This is a genomic window from Sphingobium salicis subsp. salicis (assembly GCF_049472635.1).
GTDB lineage: Bacteria > Pseudomonadota > Alphaproteobacteria > Sphingomonadales > Sphingomonadaceae > Sphingobium > Sphingobium yanoikuyae_A.
Window position 1 is genome coordinate 1,399,159 of sequence record NZ_JAYRCS010000001.1, and the last position, 24,311, is coordinate 1,423,469.

Annotated in this window: 15 protein-coding genes; 9 read left to right on the top strand and 6 right to left on the bottom strand. The window is 66.2% G+C overall.

Translation table 11 applies throughout. The annotated features are described in order from the left end of the window. Positions 1 to 36 precede the first annotated feature (36 nt). Genes VHN57_RS06765 through VHN57_RS06790 form a run of 6 tightly spaced genes read left to right on the top strand, consistent with a single transcriptional unit; the run spans position 37 to position 10,311 of the window. Complete coding sequence (locus VHN57_RS06765) at positions 37 to 384, top strand: hypothetical protein (RefSeq protein WP_099230088.1); 348 nt, start codon at positions 37 to 39, stop codon at positions 382 to 384. Next, positions 384 to 1,103 (top strand): ParA family protein, encoded by a 720-nt coding sequence (locus VHN57_RS06770; RefSeq protein WP_423283226.1) that lies wholly within the window; start codon positions 384 to 386, stop codon positions 1,101 to 1,103. The genes VHN57_RS06765 and VHN57_RS06770 overlap by 1 nt, the downstream gene beginning before the upstream one ends. Then, a complete protein-coding gene (gene bcsA / locus VHN57_RS06775; RefSeq protein ID WP_278986861.1) occupies positions 1,100 to 5,476 on the top strand; it encodes a UDP-forming cellulose synthase catalytic subunit in 4,377 nt (1,458 codons plus the stop codon). Before VHN57_RS06770 ends, bcsA begins: the two co-directional genes overlap by 4 nt. Next, on the top strand, positions 5,473 to 8,847 hold the full coding sequence (locus tag VHN57_RS06780; RefSeq protein ID WP_278986862.1) for a cellulose biosynthesis protein BcsC: 3,375 nt from the start codon (positions 5,473 to 5,475) through the stop codon (positions 8,845 to 8,847). Before bcsA ends, VHN57_RS06780 begins: the two co-directional genes overlap by 4 nt. Then, positions 8,847 to 9,311: a cellulose biosynthesis protein BcsD gene (gene bcsD, locus VHN57_RS06785; RefSeq protein ID WP_010339109.1), complete on the top strand. Its 465-nt coding sequence runs from the start codon at positions 8,847 to 8,849 to the stop codon at positions 9,309 to 9,311. Before VHN57_RS06780 ends, bcsD begins: the two co-directional genes overlap by 1 nt. Next, on the top strand, positions 9,301 to 10,311 hold the full coding sequence (locus VHN57_RS06790) for a glycosyl hydrolase family 8 (RefSeq protein ID WP_278986863.1): 1,011 nt from the start codon (positions 9,301 to 9,303) through the stop codon (positions 10,309 to 10,311). Before bcsD ends, VHN57_RS06790 begins: the two co-directional genes overlap by 11 nt. Before the next feature lie 19 nt (positions 10,312 to 10,330). Here the strand turns inward: VHN57_RS06790 and hutU are convergent, their stop codons facing one another. From hutU to hutI, 4 genes are read right to left on the bottom strand one after another with little or no spacing between them, the layout of a single operon-like run. After that, positions 10,331 to 11,998, bottom strand: a complete 1,668-nt coding sequence (hutU, locus tag VHN57_RS06795; RefSeq protein WP_423283230.1) for a urocanate hydratase — start codon at positions 11,996 to 11,998, stop codon at positions 10,331 to 10,333. 6 nt (positions 11,999 to 12,004) lie between these two features. After that, positions 12,005 to 12,817: an N-formylglutamate deformylase gene (gene hutG / locus VHN57_RS06800; RefSeq protein WP_423283232.1), complete on the bottom strand. Its 813-nt coding sequence runs from the start codon at positions 12,815 to 12,817 to the stop codon at positions 12,005 to 12,007. After that, positions 12,814 to 14,343, bottom strand: a complete 1,530-nt coding sequence (gene hutH / locus VHN57_RS06805) for a histidine ammonia-lyase (protein WP_423283234.1) — start codon at positions 14,341 to 14,343, stop codon at positions 12,814 to 12,816. The genes hutG and hutH overlap by 4 nt, the downstream gene beginning before the upstream one ends. Continuing rightward, positions 14,340 to 15,539 (bottom strand): imidazolonepropionase, encoded by a 1,200-nt coding sequence (gene hutI, locus VHN57_RS06810; RefSeq protein ID WP_423285988.1) that lies wholly within the window; start codon positions 15,537 to 15,539, stop codon positions 14,340 to 14,342. Before hutI ends, hutH begins: the two co-directional genes overlap by 4 nt. A gap of 96 nt (positions 15,540 to 15,635) precedes the next feature. Here hutI and VHN57_RS06815 point away from each other — a divergent pair, with 96 nt between their 5' ends. Beyond that, on the top strand, positions 15,636 to 16,991 hold the full coding sequence (locus VHN57_RS06815; protein WP_423283236.1) for a formimidoylglutamate deiminase: 1,356 nt from the start codon (positions 15,636 to 15,638) through the stop codon (positions 16,989 to 16,991). Continuing rightward, complete coding sequence (hutC, locus tag VHN57_RS06820) at positions 16,988 to 17,698, top strand: histidine utilization repressor (protein WP_278987214.1); 711 nt, start codon at positions 16,988 to 16,990, stop codon at positions 17,696 to 17,698. The genes VHN57_RS06815 and hutC overlap by 4 nt, the downstream gene beginning before the upstream one ends. Before the next feature lie 126 nt (positions 17,699 to 17,824). On the opposite strand, the gene VHN57_RS06825 is transcribed toward hutC, so the two are convergent. Together VHN57_RS06825 and VHN57_RS06830 are read right to left on the bottom strand one after the other, a co-directional pair. After that, positions 17,825 to 19,471, bottom strand: a complete 1,647-nt coding sequence (locus VHN57_RS06825) for an amidohydrolase family protein (RefSeq protein ID WP_278987212.1) — start codon at positions 19,469 to 19,471, stop codon at positions 17,825 to 17,827. A 73-nt stretch (positions 19,472 to 19,544) separates the two neighbouring features. After that, positions 19,545 to 22,463 (bottom strand): TonB-dependent receptor domain-containing protein, encoded by a 2,919-nt coding sequence (locus VHN57_RS06830; RefSeq protein ID WP_278987210.1) that lies wholly within the window; start codon positions 22,461 to 22,463, stop codon positions 19,545 to 19,547. 447 nt (positions 22,464 to 22,910) lie between these two features. Here VHN57_RS06830 and VHN57_RS06835 point away from each other — a divergent pair, with 447 nt between their 5' ends. Continuing rightward, positions 22,911 to 24,236, top strand: coding sequence for an amidohydrolase family protein (locus tag VHN57_RS06835; protein WP_423283239.1), 1,326 nt, complete (start codon positions 22,911 to 22,913; stop codon positions 24,234 to 24,236). Positions 24,237 to 24,311: the final 75 nt, after the last annotated feature.

Here is a 24,311-nt window from a genome sequence, read left to right on the forward strand (position 1 = left end):
TCTAGGTTTTCCTTGGATATCAGGGAGAACAGGGCCATGCGCTCCGACGCAGAAAGCCTTCTGGCCCGGCTGGGGCGCCGGGATTTTCGCTATCGCGAGTTCGCGGACAGTTTCGCGGACATGGAATTGTGGCCGATCTTCGAGGCCCTGCTGACCGACCCGCGCGTGGTCGGACGCCCCCTGTCCAAACTGGAAGCGCGCGAGGCTGAAGCGGTGCTGGCGGTCCGCCGCGCCGAGCCCGAGCAACATGCGCCCGCACCCCGCGCCAATGTGACCAGCATGTTCGACGCCTATCAGGACGCGCCGCCATCCGCTGCGCCGCGCGGCAATCTGCGCGATTTCCTGGGCCATCTGTCGAACGACCCCGACAAGCGAGATTATTGATGCCGCTGATCCTCTGTCATTCGCCCAAGGGCGGCGTCGGCACCAGCTTCATCGCGGCGCAACTGGCGATCCATCTGGCGCAGCGTGGGCATGATGTCAGCGCGCTCGACTTCACCTATCAGGATTCTCTCAAGCTCTATTTCGGCCTGACCCCGGCCCAGGGTCTGCCGGAACTGAACGACGGCAGCGCCGATCAGATCGCGGTGTCGGGCGTCGCGCTCTTTTCCGCCTATGGCCTGCGCCGTGACACGACCTTCCAGGATCTGCTGGGCAAGCCGGATCATTCGCCGTTCGCCGGCAAGAAGATCTTCATTGCCGATGTGGCGGCGGGGGACCGCGAGACCAAGGACATGTTGCTGCCGCATGCCGCCCTGCATGTCTGCCCGCTGCATCCGCGCCCCGGATCGCTTGCGGCACTGCCCAAGGTAGAACCGGGCACGGCGACGATCGATCTTGCCAAGACCGGGTTCGTGCTCAACCATCTGGACGATACGCATCGCCTGTCGCGCCACACCCATATCTTCCTGCGCGAACTGTTCGGCAGCAAGCTGCTCGGCACGATCCGCCGTGACGAGGCGGTGAACGAGGCAAGCGCGATGTTCGAGCCGCTGGCCCGCTTCGCGCCGGCCAGCGTGGCGCTCAACGATCTGCGCAGGCTGGTGACGACCGTGGAACAGGCGGCCGGGCTGGTAGAGGCGGCCGAGGAGGCTACTTCGTGAAGGGCCGGCAGGCGATCCTGAGCAACGGACTGCTGGTGCTGGCCGGGCTGTTCGCCCTGCTGGCGATCACCGTGCCGCTCGATCTGGAAGCGCAGTGGATCTTTGCCGGCATCACCATCGTGGGCGCGACCATATTGGGCCGGTTGCGCAGTCGCCGCGCACTGCTGGTGCTCGCGATCCTGTCGATGATCGTATCGACCCGCTACATGTTCTGGCGCACCACCGAGACGCTCGAATTCGGCACATTGGCAGAATTTCTGCTGGGGTCGGGCCTGTATCTGGCGGAAGTCTATGCCTGGCTGATCCTGGTGCTGGGCTTCCTGCAGACTGGCTGGCCGCTTGACCGCGAGGTGGTCGAGATCGAGGGTGAGCCCGATCAGTGGCCCAGCGTCGACGTCTATGTCCCGACCTATAATGAAAGCCTGGAGATCGTCCGCAACACCGTGTTCGCGGCGATGGACATGGATTATCCCGCCGATCGCTTCCGCGTCTTCATCCTGGATGACGGCCGCCGGCCCGAGTTTCAGGCGTTCGCGCGCCAGGCCGGCTGCGGCTATCTGACCCGTGGCGACAATCTTCATGCCAAGGCCGGCAACCTCAATGCCGCGATGAAGAAGACCAATGGCGAACTGATCGCCATCTTCGACTGTGACCATGTGCCGACCCGCGCCTTCCTGCAGATGACCGTCGGCTGGTTCCAGCAGGATCCCAAGCTGGCGCTGATGCAGACGCCGCACCATTTCTATTCGCCCGATCCCGCCCAGCGCAATCTGGGCACGGTGCGCGACCTGCCGGGCGAGGGCGACCTGTTCTACGGTGCCGTCCAGTCCGGCAACGACCTGTGGAACGCGACCTTCTTCTGCGGTTCCTGCGCCGTCATCCGCCGTGATGCGTTGGCCCAGACCAACGGCTTTGCCGGTGAGACGGTGACAGAGGACGCGCATACCGCGTTGAAGTTGCAGCGCATGGGCTGGAATACCGCCTATATCGGCGCGCGCCTGTCCGCTGGCCTCGCGACCGAGCGTCTGGTGCTGCATATCGGCCAGCGCATCCGCTGGGCGCGCGGCATGACCCAGATCCTGCGGATCGACAATCCGCTGTTCGGACGCGGCCTCAATTGGCAGCAGCGGCTTTGCTACCTGAATGCGATGCTGCATTTCCAGTTTCCGCTGCCGCGCATCGTCTTCCTGACCAGCCCGCTTGCCTATCTGATCTTCGGCCAGAACATCATCCATGCCTCGGCCTCGCTGATCTTCGCCTATGCGCTGCCGCATCTTGTTTGTTCGATGACCTCGTCGGCGAACACGCAGGGCGGGGATCGCCGACCGTTCTGGGGCGAAATCTACGAGACGATCCTGGCCTTTCACCTGGCGCGCCCGACGGTCATGACCTTCTTCCAGCCGCGCAAGGGCAAGTTCAACGTGACGGACAAAGGCAGCCTGCTCGACCGGACCTATTTCGACCTGTCGACGGTGCGCCCGCACCTGATCTGCATCGGCCTCATCATCTTCGGCATCGGGCTGGCGATCGTGAAGCGGGTCTTCTTCCCGCATCTGTTCAACATCCAGACCGATACGCTGGTGCTGAACGTCGTCTGGGCCGTGTTCAGCCTGATCATCCTGATCGCGGCCGTTTCGGTCGCGCGCGAGACGCGGCAGGCGCGCGAATATATCCGCATCGTCACCGAATTGCCGGTCACCCTCTACATGGCCGATGGCTATGTGATCGACGCGACGACGATCGACATTTCGATGGGGGGCGCCGCGATCGCCGTGCCGCCCGACTTCCCGCTGCGCGACCGGCGTGTCGCCTATATGTCGCTGCCGATGGGTGACGAGAAGCTGACGATCCCGGTCGAAATGGTCCGGTTCGATCGGGGCGAGGTCAATCTGCGCTTCCAGGAACTGGACATGATCTCTTCGCGCCACCTCGTCCGCGCGGTGATGGGCCGTGCCGATGCCTGGCAGCCCGCTGCCCCCCGCAAGCCGGTTTCGGCCCTGCACTCTCTCTGGGATATCATCGTGGTCGACTATATGACCCTCAAGCGCCTGTTCCGCCTCAACCGCACGGAGCGCCGCAAACAGAAGAAGGCCGTTCGCCTGGCCGCCGCGGCGAAAGCCGCCAAGCAGGCTGCGACCGCATTGCTGGGCCTGGCCGCGATCGGGACGCTGCTGCTCGCAGGCAGCGGGCACGCCTTCGCGCAGGCGGCACCGGCGCCTGCCGCGACGCTGGCACCCGCCACCGCAGCGGGCGTGCAGAAGCAGCGACTCAGCTTCCGCGACCTGCAGGTCAAGATGCCGATCCGCCTGGCCGGCACGCGCGGCGAAATCGGGATTCCCTTCGGCATGCGCCGCAACGAGGTGGTGACCGACAGCAGCCTGACGCTGAATTTCGCCTGGTCGCCGGCCATGCTCGGCGATCTCAGCCAGCTGGTCGTGCTGCTGAACGGCGAAGTGGTGCGCACCATTCGCCTGACCCCGGCGGAATCAGGTGGTCAGAACATCACCATTCCGGTCAATCCGGCGCTGTTCCTGCCGGGCGACAACCAGCTCAACCTACGCCTGGTCGGCCATTATGCGCGCGATTGCGAGGATCCGTTCCACAGTTCGCTCTGGGCCAATATCAGTAATGTCCGGTCCTGGTTCGACCTCAGCGTCCAGACGCTGCCGATGGCGCCGGATCTGGGCCGTCTGCCCGGTCCCTTCTTCGACCGGCACGACAATCTGCCGCTGCGCCTGCCCTTCGTCTTCGCCGGCACGCCGCGCGCAGGTGAATTGGAGGCGGCCGCCAGCCTGGCTTCCTGGCTGGGTGCGCAAGCCAGCTATCGCGGCTTTTCGTTCAAGCCGGTCTACAACCAGATCCCGACCGGAAACGCGATCCTGTTCGCGACGCCGGACCGGCCGATCGCCGGCCTGAACCTGTCGATCACCGGGCCGAGCGCCACGGTCATCCGCAATCCGCGCGACACGTTCGGCGAATTGCTGGTGGTGATGGGCCGCAACGCCAGCGAGTTGAAGCTGGCCGCTGCGGCGATCGCCAGCGGCCGCGGCGTGCTGAGCGGCGCGCGGATGAATTTCGATGGGGTCCGCATCCCGACCTATGCGCGCTATGCCGCGCCGCGCTGGCTGCGCACCGACCGCCCGGTCCAGCTGGGCGAGATCATGGACGCCAATGCGCTGCAGGGCATGGGCCTGCCGCCTGGCCCGTTGTCGGCGCGCTTCCGGGTCGCTCCCGATCTCTTCTTTTGGCCGCGCCAGGGCGGTCGCCTGGACCTGCGCTATCGCTATCCGGCGGCCAAATGGCTCGATCGTCGCGCTTCGCGCCTCGATGTCTCGATCAACAACCAGTATCTGCGCACGCTGCCGCTCGCAGGGGCTGGCTGGTGGGACAGCCTGTTCGGGGCGCAGGGCGCATCGTCCAACGATTCCAGCGCCTCGATCGTGCTGCCGCGCTACAATCTGTTCGGCCAGAACGAGCTGATCTTCGACTATAATCTGATCATTGCCGACAAGAAGAAGTGCGAAGGGACGCTGCCCGATAATGTCCGGGTCAGCGTGCGTCCGAGCAGCAGCATTGACCTCAGCCGCGCCTATCACGCGCTGCACATGCCCGATCTCGCGACCTTTGCCGGCGCTGGCTATCCCTTCACCATTCGTCCCGACCTGTCGGAAACCACGGTGCTGATGGGCGGCCAGCCATCGGCCGGGGCGGTCGAGGCCTTCCTGGTGCTGATGGGCCGCATGGGCGATTCCACCGGCGCGCCAGTGACCGGGGTCGTCGTCGCCAACGCTGTCGATGGCGAGCGGCTGCAGGGGCGTGACATCATCGTCATCGGTGGCAGCAGCGTGGCGGGTTCCGACCAGCTCTTCGCCGGCGCACCGGTCCGCTATGAAAATGGCCGGCTGCAGGTGACGGAGATGAGCCCGATCCAGCGCATCTTCGCCTTCTTCTCGCCGTTCGATCGATCGGGAGATGGTGAGGCGGATGCGTTCGTGACCTCGTCCAGCGGTTTTGCCGGCATTGTCGGCTTCGAATCCCCGTTCGAGGGTGGTCGCAGCGTCGTGGCCCTGCTGGCGGACGATCCGCGCGCATTGCCCGACCTAGTCGGCGGCATGGCCGATGCCAAGATCAACGCCCAGATCCAGGGCGACCTGGCCGTTGCCAGCGGCGACGGGATGAGCAGCTTTGCCGTCGGACCCGGCTATTGGGTCGGCTATCTGCCCTTCTGGATGAAGGCGGCCTTCTGGCTGAGCCAGCGGCCGTTGCTGATGGCCGCCTGCGGCCTGCTCGCGGCGCTCATCCTCGCCGGACCGCTCTATCTCTACCTCAGCCGGCAGCAGCGCCGTCGCCTGAGCAAGGAGGATGAGGCATGAGCCGCACCCTCCGTCTGCGTGCCACCTGCGCCGCCCTGGCGCTGGCCTGCATGGCGCCGACGCCCACGCTGGCCGATGTGCCGGGCGTCGCGCCGCTGATTCAGCAGGGCCGTTACTGGCAGTCCAAGGGGCGACAGGATCTCGCCAACCAGGCCTATCGCCGGGCGCTGGCGCTCGATCCCAATAATGCCGAAGCGCGCAAGGGACTGGCCGGCCCGCCGCCCAAGGCACAGCCGGCACCGAAACCCACGCCCGCGCCCGCGCCGGCACGGCGCGCCGAAACGACGCCACGCCCGACGCCCACGCCGGCTGCGGCCCCCTCGGCGGCAAATCGGACGCAAGCAGCGCGCCCGAGCGGCAATGCTGGCGGTGGCGCGTCGCGCGCGAGCGGTTTCAAGGCGCTCGACGCCAATGATCTGGATGGCGCCGAGCGGGCGTTCGAGCGCGCCGTGGCGGCCAATCGCAATGATGCGGACGCGCTGGGCGGTCTTGGCCTGGTGCGCTTGCGCCAGGGGCGCTTCGGCGAAGCGCGTGACCTGCTCGATCAGGCGTCGCAGCGCGGTTCGGCGGGCCAATGGGCGCAGGCGCTGGCCTCCGCGCGCTTCTTCGGCGGTCTGGCCGATGCGCGTGCGACGCTGGCGCAGGGCCGGCTTGGCGAAGCGCAGGCCGATGCCGAGGCGCTGGTCCGTTCCGGCTATCCGCAGCGTGGCCCGGCGCTCGAATTGCTGGCCGATATCTATGAGCGGCAGGGGCGCTATGCCGATGCGGCAGACCTCTACCGGCAGGCAAATGAAGGGGCCAAGCAGTCCGATGGTCGGCTGGCGAGCCGGGCGGCGCGCGATCGCGCCCGTGCCGCGGCCGCGCGCGGCGATGATGTCACCGCCGAACAGGAATTTCATTCCGGCCTGTTGCTGGACCAGCAGGATCCGTGGATCCGTTATGAATTTGCCCGCTATCTGATCCAGCGCCAGCGCCTGCCCGAGGCGGAATCGCTGATCAACTCGCTGGGATCGTCGAGTGATCCCGACTGGCTTTATGCCGCTGCGCTGCTCAACGCCGATCGCGGCCGGGCGTCGGCCGCCGATACGCTGATGGCGCGGATTCCCGAAATGCAGCGCACGGAACAGATGCGCAATTTCGCTGTCGGCCTGAAGGTGGACGGCGCGATCGAGCGGGCCAAGGCGATGGCCGCGCAGGGGCGGCAGGCCGATGCGCTGATGGCGCTGCGCCAACTGGCCGCGACCCCCGGCATCGACCCGACCAAGCAGGCGGCGGTGGCCGATGCGATGTTCGAACTGGGTGACCGGGAAGGGGCGGCGCAACTGGCGCAGCAGGCGCTGACCGCCGGCACCATCACCGACCCGGCCGGCTATGAGCCGATCGTGCGCGTGCTGGCCAAGACCGGGCGCGATGCCTTTGCCACCAGCGCCGTGCAACGCGCCGCGCAACTGGCGGGCAATACGCCCGACGGCCAGCGTGTCGTCGCGCGCATGAACGGCATCATGGCGGCGTCGCAGGCGGATCGGCTGCGGCTGGCAGGCCAGAACGCCCAGGCGTTCGACCTGCTGCAGGGCGCGTGGAACGCTGTGCCGGGTAATCAGGAAGTGCTGGCCGCGCTGGCACGGCTCTATCAGTCCGGTGGCATGCCGGCCCAGGCGGCGCAGACCTATCAACTGGTGCTGGCCCAGTCGCCCAATGACAAGGGGGCGCTGATGGGCCTGATCGAGACGGCGGGGGCAGCGGGCGACAAGGATCTGGCACGCGCCACGATCGAGCGCGCCTTGCAGCAATCGCCCAATGATTATCAGATCTACATGGCGGCGGCGCGGATGGAGCAGGCGCGGGGCGACGAGGGCGCCGCATTGCGCTATCTGAAGCGTGCGAAGGAAGTCTATGCCGCGCAGAGCGGCGCAGGCAATGTTACCGCCAGCAACCCCTTTGCCGCGACGATGCAGGGCAACAACCCGTTCCGCAACCAGTCGGCTGCGGCCGCTCCGGCGGCGGTCAATCCGTTCGCACTGGGATCGGGCGCGCGGCTGGTCGGACAGGCGCCGTCGCCGGCAGGCATGGCGTTCGCGCCGATGCCGCAGGTTGGCGAAGCCGGCGGCTTCCCGCCCGCGGTCGTGGCCCAGTCCGCTCCGATGCCGGGCGGCTATCCGACCGTCGGCATGTCGGCGTCTGCGCCGGGCGGATCGATGATGACAAGCGGCGATCCGGTGATGGATCGCATCCAGACCGAGATCCGAACCCTGACCCGCGACAGCGGCCCGCGCGCCGAACTGCGCACCGGCTATCGCGAGCGATCGGGTGAAGCGGGGCTGAGCGAACTCAAGGAACTGACCGGATCGGCCGAAGTCTCCACCAGCCTTGGCAACGGCCGGATCAAGGCCAGGGCGGAAGCGGTGGTGCTGGATGCAGGTCGTCCCAGCCGGTCGGGCCTTGCCCGCTTCGGTCGCAATGCGACGCCCGAAGCGCAGGGGATCGTCGATCAGGAGGAATCCGCGCTGGTGGATGCCGATACCCAGCATGCGTCGGGCGTGGCGCTGTCGGCCGGCTACGAGACGCCATTGTTGAAACTGGAGGTCGGCGTCACGCCGCTCGGTTTCGAGGATAGCGACGTGACCTGGCATGCGGCGATCAGCCCGCGCTTCTCACCCTATGCCACGGCCCGCGCCTGGTTCGAGCGCAAGCCGGTGACCGACAGCGTCCTGTCCTATGCTGGCACACGCGATCCCGTGACCGGGGCGATGTGGGGGCAGGTGATGCGGACCGGCGGCGGCGCATCCTTCTCTTATGATCAGGATGGGGCGGGGGTTTATGGCGACCTGTCCTATTATAAATATGCCGGGCATGATGTCCGCAAGAACCATGGTTTCCAGGCCAATGTCGGTGGCTATCTGCCCTTCTATCGCGGCGATCGCTCGTCGATCACCGGCGGCGTCAATGTGAACTATCAGGATTTCGACAATAATCAGAACTACTTCACCTACGGCTTTGGCGGCTATTTCAGCCCGCAGAGCTTCTTCAGCATCAGCCTGCCGGTGCGTTATGCCTATGCGTCGGACCTGCTGGAGGTGAAGGCGGGCGTGGCGCCTGGCTATCAGAGCTACAGCCAGGATCAGGTCAATGTCTATCCGACCGATCCGGCGGCACAGGCGGTGCTGGATGGCCTCAAGGCCCAGAACAGCGATGTGCGCTCTTATTATGACAGCCTGAGCAAGACCGGCTTTGCCCTTTCGGCGGACGGCGCGATCTATTATCGTGTCAGTCCCAGCACGCGGGTCGGCGGTGAGATGAGCATCAACACCTTCGGCAGCTATGACGAGTTCAAGTCGCTGATTGGGATCAAACAGTCTCTGGGAGGCAATTGATGATCCGGGAAGCCGTGGAATATCAGCCCGCCGAAACTGATCAGTGGACGATGGACGGGCTGTCGCTGCTGACCGCGATGATTGGCAGCGAGGTGTTCGGCACCGCGACCCGTGGCCAGGCCGACGCCTTTTTTGGCGCAGTCGGTCGGCGCATCGCGTCGCTGCTTCAGGTCGCCGACATTTCGGACGGAGACGCGCTGATGGCGCGGATCAACCGGCTGTGGCGGACGTTGGGCTGGGGTGAGGCGCAATTGCGGATGACGGACGATGCAATCATGATCCAGCATGTCGGTTTGCCCGAAACGCTCCAGGGCGATGTCGATGGCCGCTGGGCGGACATGGCGCCGCCGCTGCTGCGTGGCGCCTATGATGCCTGGTTCCGGGCGCTGGGCGGCGGCGCGGACCTGCATACATCCGTGCTGCAATGGCGCGACGGCATCATGGAAATACGCCATGGGCGTTGACCGGCGTGCGTTGCTGGTGGGGATGGGACTGGTTTTCACGGCAGCCTGCGCCAAGGCGCGTCAGCCGCGGGGCAGCAGCGTGACCAATGGCGACTGGGCCCGGTTCAAGGCGGCATTCCTCGATCCGTCCGGCCGCATCATCGACAATGGCAATGGCGGTGTCAGCCATAGCGAGGGGCAGGGTTATGGCCTGGGCCTGGCATTGTGGAACGATGACCGGGAAGCGTTCGACGCGATCCTGCACTGGACCGATAGCAATCTGGTCCGGCCTGATATGGCGCTTTACGCCTGGCGCTATGACCCCCGGCAGCCCAATCCGGTGGCAGACACCAATAATGCGACCGACGGCGATCTGTTCATTGCTTGGGCACTGGCGGAGGCGGCCAAAAGCTGGGGCGAGGGGCGTTATGCCACCCGCTCGGCCGAGATCCGCGCCGCCATCCGCCAGCATCTGGTGCTGGAACGCCATGGGCGCAAATTGCTGCTGCCCGGCCTTCAGGGCTTCGTCACGCCGGAGGCGGTGACGCTCAACCCTTCCTATTTCGTCTGGCCCGCGCTCGACGCCTTCCGTCGCCTGGATGGCGAGGCTGCCTGGGGGCGGATCATCAGTGACAGCGAAGCGCTGATGGCGGCGGCGCAATTCGGTCCGCTCAAGCTGCCGACCGATTGGGTCGATGTGACGGGACATGACATGGTCGTGCCGGCCATGGGCAAGCCCGCCCGTTTCGGCTTCGACGCGATCCGCGTGCCGCTCTACGCGCAGGCCGGGCGCCGGGCTGCGCTGTTGAAGCCGATCCGGGATTATTGGCAGGGCTATGTGACGCGGCAACAGCCGATCCCGGCCTGGGTCGATGTCCAGTCCGGGGAGGTCGCGCCCTATGCCCTGTCGGCGGGGGGCATGGCGATTGCCGGCAAGATCATGGGCCTGCCGCAACCGGCAGGCCTGTCGACCGATTATTATGCGGCCTCGCTGCAGATGCTGGCCGGTAAGCTCGCCTGATCGGGGCTGAGCCGGCGGCTCAGCCCAATATCCCTGGCAGATCCAGCCCCTTGTCACGGGCACAGTCGCGCGCGATTTCGTAGCCCGCATCGGCATGGCGCATCACGCCGGTGGCCGGGTCGTTCCACAGCACCCGTTCCAGCCGTGCGGCTGCTTCCGCCGTGCCGTCGGCGACGATCACCATGCCGCTATGCTGGCTATAGCCCATGCCGACGCCGCCACCATGGTGCAGCGATACCCAGGTCGCACCCGAGGCGGTGTTGAGCAGGGCGTTGAGCAGCGGCCAGTCGCTGACCGCGTCCGACCCGTCCATCATCGCTTCGGTCTCGCGATTGGGGGAGGCGACCGAGCCGCTGTCGAGATGGTCGCGGCCGATGACGACCGGGGCCTTGAGTTCGCCCTTCGCCACCATCTCGTTGAAGGCGAGGCCAAGGCGATGGCGATCGCCCAGGCCAACCCAGCAGATGCGGGCGGGCAGACCCTGGAAGTGAATCTTCTCCCGCGCCATGTCGAGCCAGTTATGAAGATGGGCGTTGTCGGGCAGCAGTTCCTTCACCTTGGCGTCGGTCTTGTAGATATCCTCCGGATCGCCCGACAGCGCCGCCCAGCGGAACGGGCCGATACCCCGACAGAAGAGCGGGCGGATATAGGCGGGGACGAAGCCGGGGAAGTCGAAGGCATTGTCGACGCCCTCGTCCTTCGCCATCTGGCGGATATTATTGCCATAGTCGGTCGTGGGCACTCCCGCCGCCTGGAAATCCAACATGGCGCGGACATGGACGGCCATGCTGGCCTTGGCAGCCTTGGCCACCGCTTCGGGTTCGCGTTCGCGCCGCTCGATCCATTCGGCGACGCTCCAGCCGGCGGGTAGATAGCCATTCACCGGGTCATGGGCGCTGGTCTGGTCGGTCAGCAGGTCGGGGCGGATGCCCCGCGCGAACATGTCGGGCAGGATTTCGGCCGCGTTGCCGAGCAGGCCGACCGAGACGGGTTTCTTGTCGGCGCAGCTTTGCTCGATGATCGCCATGGCTTCCTCGATCGTCGCGGCCGCGACATCCAGATAGCCGGTGCGCAGGCGCATCTCGATGCGGCTCGGCTGGCATTCGATCGCCAGGCAGGACGCGCCGGCCATGACGGCGGCGAGCGGCTGCGCGCCGCCCATGCCGCCCAGGCCCGCCGTCAGCAGCCATTTGCCGTTGAGGCTGCCGCCATGATGCTGGCGCCCCATCTCGACGAACGTCTCATAGGTGCCCTGCACGATGCCCTGGGTGCCGATATAGATCCAGCTACCCGCAGTCATCTGGCCGTACATGGCCAGACCCCGCTTATCGAGTTCGTTGAAATGCTCCCAATTGGCCCAGTGCGGCACCAGATTGGAGTTGGCGATCAGCACGCGCGGCGCATCGCGATGGGTGCGGAACACGCCGACCGGCTTGCCCGACTGGACGAGCAAGGTCTGGTCGTCGTCGAGCCGCTTCAGCGTTTCGACGATCCGGTCATAGCTTTCCCAGTCGCGCGCGGCGCGGCCGATGCCGCCATAGACGACCAGCTCCTCGGGCCGCTCCGCGACATCGGGATGGAGATTGTTCATCAGCATACGCAGCGGCGCTTCGGTCAGCCAGCTCTTGGCGCTGAGATCGGTGCCGGTGGCGGGCTTGATGATGCGGCTATTGTCGATGCGGGTCATGGAGGATCAGCCTTCCTGGCGGGTGAAGGCGAGGCAGGCCTTCACGATGGCGGTGAGGGTGGCGGTCAGCGGTGCGGCATGGGCCAGGTCGAGCGGCGGCGGCCAATTGGCCTCGGTCCGCTCGGCCGGCTCGTGGAGATAGCCGCGCATCGCCAGTTCCATCTGGATCGCATGGAAGCCCTGTTCGGGCCGGCCATAATGGCGCGTGGTCCAGCCACCGCGGAAACGGCCGTCGACGATATGGCTCATGCCGCTTGCCGCACAGAGCCGGGCAACCTCGGCAGTGAGGTCCGGCGAACAGGTCGTGCCGAAATTGGTGCCGATGTTGAACTGCGGCAATGCGCCGTCGAACAGGCGCGGCACATGGCTGCGGATCGAATGGGCGTCGTAGACGACGACCCGGTCATGCCGGGCGCGCAGCCGGTCGATCTCCGACTGCAGCGCGGCATGATAGGGCGTGAACCAGTTGGCCCGCCGCCGGTCGATCTCGGCCGCATTGGGGACGGTGCCGGCATAGAGCGGCGCGCCATCGAAATCGGTCGTCGGGCAGAGTTCGGTCGTCGCCTGTCCTGGATAAAGCGAGGCGCCCGAAGGATCGCGATTGACGTCGATCACGCTGCGCGAAATGGCGGTGCGGATCGTCGTCGCGCCCAGATCGCAAGCAAAGGCGTAAAGCTCGTCCACCCACCAGTCGGCATCGGCGCGCGCGATCCAGGGCGAATGGAAGGCGTCGCCGACATCGGCGAGATCGGTGCCGGTGTGGGGAAAGGCGACGATCAGCGCCGCCTCGCCCCGCCGGATGTCGAGCCAGTCGTTCATCCCAGCACCGGCAGGGCGTGACCGGCCGCCGCCACCAGCGCGCCCGATCGCACTATGCGGTTGGCCGCTTCCATATCGGGATGGAAATGGCGGTCGTCGGTGAGGTGCGGCACCTGATCCCGGACGCAGGCACGGGCCGCTTCCAACGCGGTGCTGGAGGTGAGCGGGGCGTGAAAGTCCATGCCCTGCACCGCCGCCAGCAATTCGATGCCGATCACTGCGGTCGCATTTTCTGCCATGTCGAGCAGGCGGCGCGCGCCATGGGCGGCCATAGAGACATGATCCTCCTGATTGGCGCTGGTCGGGATCGAATCCACGCTGGCGGGATAGGCGCGCTGCTTGTTTTCCGAGACCAAAGCGGCGGCCGTGACCTGCGGGATCATGAAGCCGGAATTGAGGCCGGGCTTGGGCGTCAGGAAGGCCGGCAGGCCGCTCAGCGCCGGATCGACCAGCATGGCGATGCGCCGCTCGGCGATCGATCCGATCTCGCAGATGGCGAGCGCGATCATGTCGGCGGCAAAGGCGACCGGCTCGGCATGGAAATTGCCGCCCGACAGCGCCTCGTCGCTTTCCGGGAAGATCAGCGGATTGTCCGACACGCCATTCGCCTCGATGGCCAGCGTGGTTGCTGCCTGGCGCAGCAGGTCGAGCGCGGCGCCCATCACCTGCGGCTGGCAGCGCAGGCAATAGGGATCTTGCACGCGTTCGTCGCCCTTCAGATGGCTCGCGCGGATGGCGCTGCCTGCCATCAAGCCGCGCAGCGCGTCGGCGGTCTCGATCTGCCCGGCATGGCGGCGCAGCGCGTGGATGCGCGGATCGAAGGGCGTGTCGGAGCCCTTGGCCGCCTCGGTCGAGAGCGCGCCGGTGACCAGCGCCGCCTGGAACAGCGTCTCCGCCTCGAACAGGCCAGCGAGCGCATTGGCGGTCGAGAATTGGGTGCCGTTGAGCAGCGCCAGCCCTTCCTTGGGGCCGAGCTCCAGCGGGGCGAGGCCGGCGCGGGCCAGCGCCTCGGCGGCGGGCAGGCGGTCGGTGCCCAGCATGATCTCGCCGACGCCGATCATCGCGGCGGCCATATGCGACAAGGGCGCCAGATCGCCGCTGGCGCCGACCGACCCCTGGGCCGGGACCACCGGGGTCAGCCCCTGAACCAGCATCGCCTCCAGCAACGCGACGGTCTGCGGCTGCACTCCCGACGCGCCCTGGCCCAGGCTGGCGAGCTTCAGCGCCATCATCAGGCGGATGACCGGCACGGGGGAGGGGGCACCGGTGCCGGCGGCATGGCTCAGCACGATATTGCGCTGGAGCGTGGCCAGGTCTTCGTCACCGATCCGCACGCTCGCCAGCTTGCCGAAGCCGGTGTTGATGCCATAGACCGGCTCCCCCTTCGCCAGGATGCGCGCCACCGCTGCCGCGCTCTCGGCGATGCGCGGGGCCGACGCGCCATCAAGCCGGGCCGTCGCGCCGCGATAGATGGCGCGCCAGTCGGCCAGCGAAGCTTCGCCGGGGACGAGGATGATAGCGTTCATTGACCACTCCAGATGCGGGCATGGAGCGGGTTATACCCCATGCGATAAACCAGTTCGGCAGGGCGCTCTATGTCCCAGATGGCAAGGTCGCAGCTTTTGCCGACCTCCAGCGTGCCGATGTCCTTGTCGAGACCGAGCGCGCGGGCCGCGTTGCGGGTCACGCCCGCCAGGCATTCGTCGATGGTCAGGCGAAACAGGGTCGCGCCCATGTTCATGACCAGCAGCAGCGAGGTGAGCGGCGATGTGCCGGGGTTGCAGTCGGTCGCCAGCGCGATCGGTACGCCGGCGCGGCGCAGCCCGTCGATCGGCGGTAGCTTCGTCTCGCGCACGAAATAATAGGCGCCGGGCAGCAAGGTTGCGACCGTGCCGGTGCGGGCCATGGCGGCGATGCCGTCTTCGTCCAGATATTCCAGATGATCGGCCGACAGCGCGCCATGGCTGGCGGCGAGCGCCGCGCCATGCAGGTTGGAAAGCTGTTCGGCATGAAGCTTGACCGGCAGGCCGAGCGCGCGCGCGGCGGTGAACAGCCGGTCGGTCTGTGCCGGCGAGAAGCCGATCCCCTCGCAAAAGGCATCGACCGCATCGGCCAGCCCTTCGGCGGCGACGGTGGGCAGCAACTCGTTGCACAGCATCGCGATATAGGCGTCGGCATCGCCGGCATATTCGGGCGGCAGGGCATGGGCGCCGAGGAAGGTGGTGACGATCCGCACCGGCCGTTCGCGGCCCAGCTGGCGCGCGGCGCGCAGCATCCGCAACTCGGAGGCGGGATCGAGGCCATAGCCGGACTTCACCTCGACCGTGGTGGCGCCTTCGGCGATCAGCGCGTCGAGCCGGGGCAGGGCGCTGGTGATCAGGTCCGCCTCGCTTGCCGCGCGGGTGGCGCGCATGGTCGAAACGATGCCGCCGCCGGCTCGGGCAATCTCTTCATAGGAGACGCCGGCCAGGCGCAGCTCGAACTCGGCCGCGCGATCGCCGCCATGGACCAGATGGGTGTGGCAGTCGATCAGGCCCGGCGTGATCCAGCGGCCGGCGCAGTCGATTGTCTCAACGGGGGCGAATGCAGGGGCATCGGCACGCGGACCGGCATAGGTGATGCGGCCATCGCGCGCGGCGATCACACCATCCTCGACCGCGCCGATCCCATTGCCCGCCATCGTCGCCAGCCGGGCATTGGTCCATAGCCGGTCGCATATCATCGTCATCGCCAGCCTCCCTTCACGGCCTTCCGCCCAGATTGCATGATTCGATATTTAATGTATAGACATTATATCGGTCCGGGAGATTTGCAGTCCATGACGTCCCTGTTTTTCGATCATGTGTTGCTGCCGGAGGGGTGGGCGCGGGACGTCCGCATGCAGTTGCAGGGCGGCACGATCGCGTCGATCGAGCAAGGCGCCGCCCCGCAGGCCGAGGATATCCGTCACGCCGTCGCGCTGCCGGGCCTGCCGAATCTGCACAGCCATGCCTTCCAGCGGGCGATGGCGGGGTTGACCGAGGTGCGGGGCCCGGCGGGCGACAGTTTCTGGACCTGGCGCGACCTCATGTATCGCTTCGTCGGTCGCATGGACCCGGACGACATCGCGGCGATCGCGGCCCAGGCCTATGTCGAGATGCTGGAAAGTGGCTTCACCCGCGTCGGCGAATTTCACTATCTGCATCACGCGCCGGACGGCGCGCCCTATTCGGACCCGGCCGAAACCAGCCTGGCGATCATGGCGGCGGCGGCGGAAAGCGGCATCGGCCTGACGCTGCTGCCGGTCTTCTACGCCTGGTCGGGGTTCGGCGCCCAGCCACCGAGCGCGGGCCAGCGGCGTTTCATCCATGATCTGGACGGTTTCGCCCGGTTGCGTGAGGCGGCCATCACGGGTGCGCGGAGCCTGCCCGATGCCGTCATTGGTGTCGCGCCGCACAGCCTGCGTGCGGCCGCGCCCGACGAATTGGCGCTGCTGGCCCGGATCGCGGGTCATAATCCAGTCCATATCCATATCGCCGAGCAGCAGAAGGAAGTGGCCGACTGCATCGCCTGGAGCGGCCAACGGCCGGTCGAATGGCTGCTAGATCATGCGCCAGTCAGCAACCGCTGGTGCCTGGTCCATGCGACCCACATGACCGAGGATGAGGCGCGGGCAATGGCGACCAGCGGCGCGGTAGCCGGCCTCTGTCCGATCACCGAAGCCAATCTGGGCGACGGCCTCTTCTCGGCTGAACCCTTCCTGGACGCCGGCGGCGTCTATGGCGTCGGCAGCGATTCCAATGTCCGCATCGATGCGACCGAGGAACTGCGACTTTTGGAGTATGGCCAGCGCCTTGGCCTGCAGCAGCGCAATGTGCTGGCGCGCGATCCGGGTATGTCGACCGGCGATCGCCTTTATCGTTCGGCGGTGTCAGGCGGCGCGCAGGCGTTGGGCGTCGTGGCCGGGTTGCGCATCGGTGCGCCGGCGGATTTCGTCACGCTGGACCTCGATCATCCTTCGCTTGCCCATCGTCCGGTCGAGCGTCTGCTGGACGGGCTGATCTTCGGCGCCGGGCGCGAGGCGATCGATACGGTCTGGCGCCGGGGCGTGCAGATGGTAAGCGGCGGGCGGCATCGCGCCCGCGACGCCATCGCCACCCGCTATCGCCGGACGCTGGAGAAACTGACCGCGTGAAACAGCCGCTGCACGAGAAGATCCGCGCCGATTTCGAGGCCCGCATCCTGGCCGGCACGCTGGCGCCGGGCGACCGGCTGCCGACTGAGCAGGAACTGATGCAGGCGCATGGCTGTTCGCGCATGACCGTGAACAAGGCGCTGTCGGCGCTGCAATCGGCGGGCCTTGTCGAACGGCGCAAGAAGGCGGGCAGCTTCGTCGCGCGGCCGCGCGTCCATTCGATGGTGCTCGATATCCCGGACCTTGCCGTCCAGATCGGCGAGCGCGGCCAGCGCCACAGCTATCGCCTGACCCGGCGGCAGCTGCGTGGCCCGATTGCCGGGCGCGACGAGGAAGCGGCGCTCGCCAATGGCGCGCAACTGCTGGAATTGGATGGCATTCATTGCGCCGATGATCGACCGCTGGCGGTGGAGCATCGCCTGATCGCGACCCGCGCCGTGCCCGCGATCGTCGATGGCGATTTCGACAGCATCTCGCCGGGCACCTGGCTGTTGCAGCATGTGCCCTGGACCGAGGCGGAAAACCGGATTTCGGCGGTGGGCGCAACGCGGGAGGAGGCGACCCTGCTCGGCATCGCGCCCGGTGCGCCCTGCCTGTGCGTCGAGCGCCATACCTGGCGCGGCGGCGACCCGATCACCTATGTCCGACAGGTCTTCCTGGCTGACGCCTATGACATGGTGGCCCGCTTCGGGCCGGCGGGCGGTTGACGGGGTAAAGGCAAATCGGCGCTCTTCCCCGCAGCTGACAAGGGCTGTCGGCAACAGGAAAGAGCGCCCGTCGACAGGCTCCGGTCAGGCCTCAAAGGCCGCCATCTGCCTGTCGCTGCGAAGACCTCATGGTAGCGTAGAGGCCTCCGCATTCTCGATCGTCATGATGCCCGGTGGCATGCCGCGCTCGGCCTTCTGCCGGGCGACCATGGCGCGGACTTCAGCGCGCAACGCCTTTGCATCATAGATGATGCCGTCCTTGATCGTGTAATCGACGCCGCCGACCCGTTCGACCTTGCCGGTCGCGTCATCGAGCCTGATCGATCCGGTGCCGAACAGCAGCTTCATGTTGGCCAGCGGGTTACCCTTGATGACCACCAGGTCCGCCTTGCGGCCGACGCGGATGGTGCCGATCTGGTCCTCATGGCCGAGCAGCCGGGCACCTTCCTGCGTGGCGGCGTGGATCACTTCCAGCGGGCTGAAGCCGGCCTCGCGCAGCAATTCCATCTCCTGGATATAGCCGAAGCCGTAGAGATTGTAGATATAGCCGCTATCGCTGCCCACGGTGACGCGGCCACCACGGTTCTTGTAGTCGTTCACGAACCGCATCCAGCGGCGATAATTATCTTTCCACGCCATTTCATGCTCGGTGGTCCAGTCGAACCAATAGGCGCCATGATTGGTGCGGCTGGGGCGATAATAGTCCCACAGCGCCGGCATGGTGTAGTCGGCATGCCATTGCGCCCGGCTCATCCGCATGAAGTCCCGGCTGGTGAGATAGGCGGTGAAGGTCGGGTCCAGGGTGAAGCCGCGTTCCAGCAGCCTGTCCATCACCTTGTTCCACTGGTCCGATCCCGGTTCGGCCGCCTGCGCCCACAGCCGCCCGGCCTCGCCAAAGCGCATCTGTTCGTCATTGTTGATGAAGTCGGTGGGGAAGGCCTGGATACGCTGGTCGGTGAACATCGCCTCGGGCAGGCCATACCAATGTTCCATGCTTTCCAGGCCCGCGCCCGATGTGCCCAGCACATTGGCATAGGCGACCAGTTGCTGGGCATGGTGCATGGTGCTGTGCAGGCCGAGCTTCTTCGTCTCGTCGAGCGCGGCGTAGAGCACATCCTCCGGCGCGCCGCCAATGAACTTGATGCCGTCGGCGCCGCGCTTCTTGGCTTCCTGGATCACCGCGCGGGCGGTGGCGGCGTCGTTCACGGGGCCGCGTATCTGGTGGAACATCGGATAGATGTCGATGCGCGGGGCGACGATCTCGTTGCGGGCGCTGCGGGCCTTGATGTCGGCCAGCCACTCGATCGGGTGGCCGCTGCCCAGATCGCGGACGGAGGTGATGCCATGCGCCATCCAGAGCTTGAGAATATAGTCGGACGGCACCTTCTGCGCGTCGCTCAGCGAATGGAGATGGACATGGGCGTCGACGAAGCCGGGCATGACATAGGCGCCGGCCAGGTCGATCTCATGGTCGCCGGGCGCGGCGCGCAGCGCGGGATTGATCGCGCCGGGCGCGCCGATCGACTTGATCTCGGCGATGCGGTCGTTCGACAGGACGATGTCGAATGGCCCCTGCGCCGGGGCGCCGGTGCCGTCGATCATATAGACATGGCGCAGCACAGTGCGCTGGAACGGCCCCACGCCCTGGTTGCGGGCGGGAATGGGATCGGCCGCCTGTGCCGCCGGGGCATTGGATGCTTCGGGCGCCGCGAGCGCGCTGCCGCTCAGGAGCAGCGCCGCCAGGGCGAGAATGGGACGGGACCGGACGGCCATGCGACGCTCTCCTCTATAGCTGTTGTGCGTGACGGGCCGGTGCGTCACGGCCCCGGCCCGCCTGCTCGTCGGATCAGAACTTCATCCGCGCGCCGACGAAGTAGCGCCGGCCCAGCGTGTCATAGAGCGACACGTCGGTATTGGCGTCGCCGACCAGCGTCGTGCCCAGGATCGGCGGCTGCCGGTCGAGCAGATTGTTGACGCCGCCGAAGAAGGAGAAGGTCTCCGTCGCGTCGATCGAGAAGCTGGTGTCGAGATACCAGACCGGGTCCACCGACTTCACCACATTGGTCGCGGTCGGATAGAGCTTCAGGTCGCCGATCATCCGGCCCTGCAAGCGGAAGCTCAGCGGGCCGCTGGCATAGGTGGCGCCCAGGTTCAGCTTGAAGTCCGGGGTGATGAAGCCGCCGGTGCCGACCGAACAACCCGCGCCATAATAGCCGGCGCAATCCTGCGGGGCGGAGGTGGCGAGCACCTGCGTCGTGCGCTCGAACAGCCAGCTGGCGATCGCCTGCAGCGACAGGCTGGCATCGTCGCCCAGCGACAGCGCGGCGGGCAGCGGCACGCGATAATCGACCTGCGCGTCGATGCCGTTGACCTTGAGCGAGCCGATATTGTTGCTCGACACGCTGACATAGTCGAGCTGGCCATTGCCCAGGCGCGTGATCGCCCGGCAGGTGGCGCTGCCCGCATCCATCATCGTGTAGCAGTCGTTCATCGTCTGCTGCGCGTTGACGGTCATGATCGCGTCGTCGACCTTCACGTTGAAATAGTCGACCGTGATGTTGAGGCGCGGGATGAAGGGCGGCGAGATGACGGCACCGATCGTGTAGGTCTTCGACTTTTCCTCGCGCAGGTTCGGGTTGCCGCCGCTGTCCTGGTTGAGGCCGAGCGTCGCCTGGGTGAAGTTGGCGATTTCGCCCGCCGGCACGCCGGTGGCGACGCAGAAATTCTTGAGCGCGTCGCTGCGATTGTCGCCGCCCGAGGTCGGGATGGCGCAGGGATCGGTGCCGCTGGAATAGCCGCGGGTCACCGCCGTGTAGAGTTCGGCGATATTGGGCGCGCGGATCGCGCTGTTATAGGCGCCACGGATGCGGATCCAGCTGACCGGGGCATATTCGCCGCCCAGCTTCCAGGTGAAGACCTTGCCGACCGAGCTGTAATCCGAATAGCGGGCCGCGCCCTCGATCGCGAGCGTATCGAAGAAGGGCATATCCGCCAGGATCGGGATGCGCAGTTCGCCGAACAGTTCCTTGACGTCATAGGCACCGGCCAGCGCCTTTTGCGACACCGCGCCATATTCATTGGCCAGGTCGAGCGGGCTGGGGCTGAACGTATATTTGTCCTTGCGATATTCGGCACCCAGCGCGACCGAGACCGGGCCGGCCGGCAATTCGAACAGGGTGCCGGCGATGCTGGCGCCCGCGACCTGGCGGGTGAAGATGTCATGGCTTTCGCGGACCGGGGTCAGGAAGGCGCCGGCTTCCGGGCTGATCGAATTGAGACCCAGGATCGACACGGGGACGCAGCCCAGCGACTGGTTGCGGCAGACGACATTGCCCGAGGAATCGATGACCGCGTCCAGGCCCATCGACAGGCGGGTCTGCGAGATCAGCCCTTCATTCCGGGTGTCGGTGCGGTTGCGCATATATTGGTAGAAGGCGTCCCACTTCCAGTCGCTGCCCAGCAGCGATACGTCGCCGCGCAGGCCGGTGGTGATCTGGTAGGATTGCCGTTCATAGCGATAGTTGCGCGTGCCCAGTTCGTCGGCGCGGCGGCCGCCGCCGACGATTTCCGCCGTGCCGTCGCCATTGGTGTCGAAGATGGCGGCATTGTTGGCGAAGAACTGGCGCAGGCTTTCGGGCAGCACCGGATTGCTGGCATAATTGGGGATCAGCAATGTCGAGGAGGCGGCGCCGGGCGTTAGCGGGGTGAAGCTGTCGGGCGCCAGGATCATGTCATTCTTGGCGTTGACGAAATAGGCCTCGGCATAGGCGGTGATCTTGTCGGCCACCTCATAATGGGCGTTGGCGGCGACGTTGAAGCGATCGAGCGGACGCTGCAGCAGATTATAGGGCGCGTAGTTGTAGGTATCTTCCGGCTGGCAATAGGGCAGGACGGTGCCATTCTCGCCAAAACGAATGCCGGTGACCGACGTGCAGCTGCCACCGGGGGTCAGGTTGACGCCGGTCAGGGCGGCGCGCTGCGCGGCGCTCAGCGGGACGCGCGTGCCGGGGATGCTGCCCGACCCCGAATAGACCAGCTGGCCGTTGACTTCGCCCAGCGGCGTGCGGCTGAAACCACGATCATTCTGGGTGATTGACGACTGGCGCGTCCAGCTGCCCGACAGGGTGATATTGCCCCGGCCATCGGCCGTGCTGGTGCCAAAGGTCAGGTCGAGCTTCTTCGATTCGGCGTCGCCGCGATCAGAAATGCCATATTGGGCGCTGCCTTCCACACCTTCGAACTTGTCGTCGAGGATGAAGTTGACCGCGCCGGCGATCGCATCGGAGCCATAGACGGCCGATGCGCCGCCGGTGATGATCTCGACCCGCTTGATGAGAGCGTCGGGAATGGAGGCAAGGTCGACATTGCCGTTGGAATCGGCGGGGATGAAGCGGCGGCCATTGACCAGCACCAGCGTGCGGGTGTTGCCCAGGCCGCGCAGATTGGCGGTCAGCACGCCCGATCCGCCGCCATTATTGACGGTGGAGGTGGTGCCCGACGCCAGCTGCGGCATCTCGTTCAGGGTCTTTTCCAGCGTGACGTTGCCGGACAGCTTCACATCCTCGCTGCCCATGACCGAAATCGGGCTGGGCGCGGTCAGATCGGTGCGGACCAGGCGCGACCCGGTGACGACGATGTCGGTGGAGGGCTGGGCCGCCTCCTGGGCCTGGGCGGTGGAACCCAAGCCGCCGCCGGCCAGGATGGTCGACAGCAACAGAAAGGCATTGCGGCGGCCGTACAGGCCCGCCGGTCGGATCGTCATCATTGGTCTATCCCCTTGTAATCGCTAGGATTCAATTCATTCGACACAGATTATGATTTTGCATGCGCAGCAATGTGGGATGCTGCGCCGATGTCGGCTCCTGCGTACCGGACCGCCTGACGGTCCCCCGGACGGGTGTTCAGCTCCTCTCTCTGTCTTTGCAGCTCTTTGACCGCTTCAATGTATATGGAATATCGTATACTTTAATCATGCTAAGGCTGCATGATCCTGTCAAGATTGCAGTTAAATGTCAGTCCGCAGTCGCCGGCTAAAAGCGTCGAACGGGGAGTTAGTGTAATGAAAATAAATAGAAAAATTGTTCGTTCCCTGCTGCTGTCTGGAGCGGCTCTGGGGCTGTTCCGGCCCGAGATTGTTGCAGCTGAAACAATATGGATACGCGACGTAACCGTCATCGACGGCACCGGGGCTGCGCCGAAGGCAGGGCAGGACGTGCTCATCGCCGATGGGAAGGTCGCAGCGGTCGGCACAAAGCTGAAGGCGCCGGCCTCGGCGCGGCAGGTCGACGGCCGCGGGCGCTATCTGCTGCCCGGCTTCATCGACTCCAATGTTCATGCGACCGTCTATGGCAATCCGGCGCGCCGCGACACCTCATCGCGTTATGCCGACCGGAACGAGGAACTGGCGCTCGAATTTGCCCAGCGCCAGTTGCGCGCGGGCGTCACCACCATGCGCGACAGCTATGGCGTGCTGCCGCCGCTGCTGGCGGTGCGCGACCGGATCGCCAGCGGCCAGGCGATCGGCGCGCGCATGCTGGTGGCGGGCAATATATTGGGCTGGGGCGGCCCATTTTCGCTGACCTATTCGCTGACCGGCGATCGCGACCTGACCCTGTTTCAGGAACAGTGGAACGACCTGCTGGCCCAGGGCATGGGCGAGGAACTGATGGACATGACGCCGGAACAATTGCGCGCCGCCGTCAGCGCCTATCTCGATCGGGGCGTCGATTTCCTCAAATATGGCGGCACCAGCCATTTCATGATGCCCTCACTGATCGGCTTTTCGCCGCGCCAGCAGGCGGTGATCGTGGCGGAGGCGCACAAGCGTGGCAAGATGGCCGAAACCCATGCCACCAGTTCGGAAGGGCTGCGCCTGGCGGTCGAGGCGGGGATCGACCTGATCCAGCATCCCGAGATATTGAGCCGCGACTATCCTGACGATCTGATCGCGCTGATCCTGTCAAAGGGGACGCTGTGCGCGATGCGGTCCAACATGGTCACCGGCGCGGTACGACAGAAGCAGATTGCCAGGCGCGCCAGGGCGGTGGCGGACATTGCGCAGATGCCGCCCGCGCTGACCAGCACCGAATTGCGCCGTCGGGCGACGATGCGCGGCGACGATGCGGAGATTGAGCGGCGCAATGCCGAGCGGCTGGTCGCGGCCGGATGCCCCGTCACGATCGCGACCGACAATTATCTGGGCGATGCGCCCGAGTTTCGCCGCAGCCCCAAATCGCCGGAGCAGGAGCCAGGCGAGGGGAGCCTGCTGGCGATCGAGGGGCTGGTGGAACTGGGCATGACGCCGATGCAGGCGATCGTCGCGGCAACCCGCAACGGCGCACGGGCCGCCGGGCGACTACAGGATCTGGGCACGGTAGAGCCGGGCAAGATCGCCGACCTGCTGCTGCTCGATGCCGATCCGCTGGCCGACATCCATAATATCCGCCGCCTCGGCCGGCTGTTCGTCGCGGGCAAGGAGGTCGATTTGCAGGCCCTGCCGCAGACGCACCTGTTCGTGGTGGATCAGCCAATGCCCTGAGGGCGTTGCCTGCCGTCTGCAAGCGGCCAAAGCCGGATGTCCATTCCTCCCCTGCAAGGGGAGGGGGACCGGCGA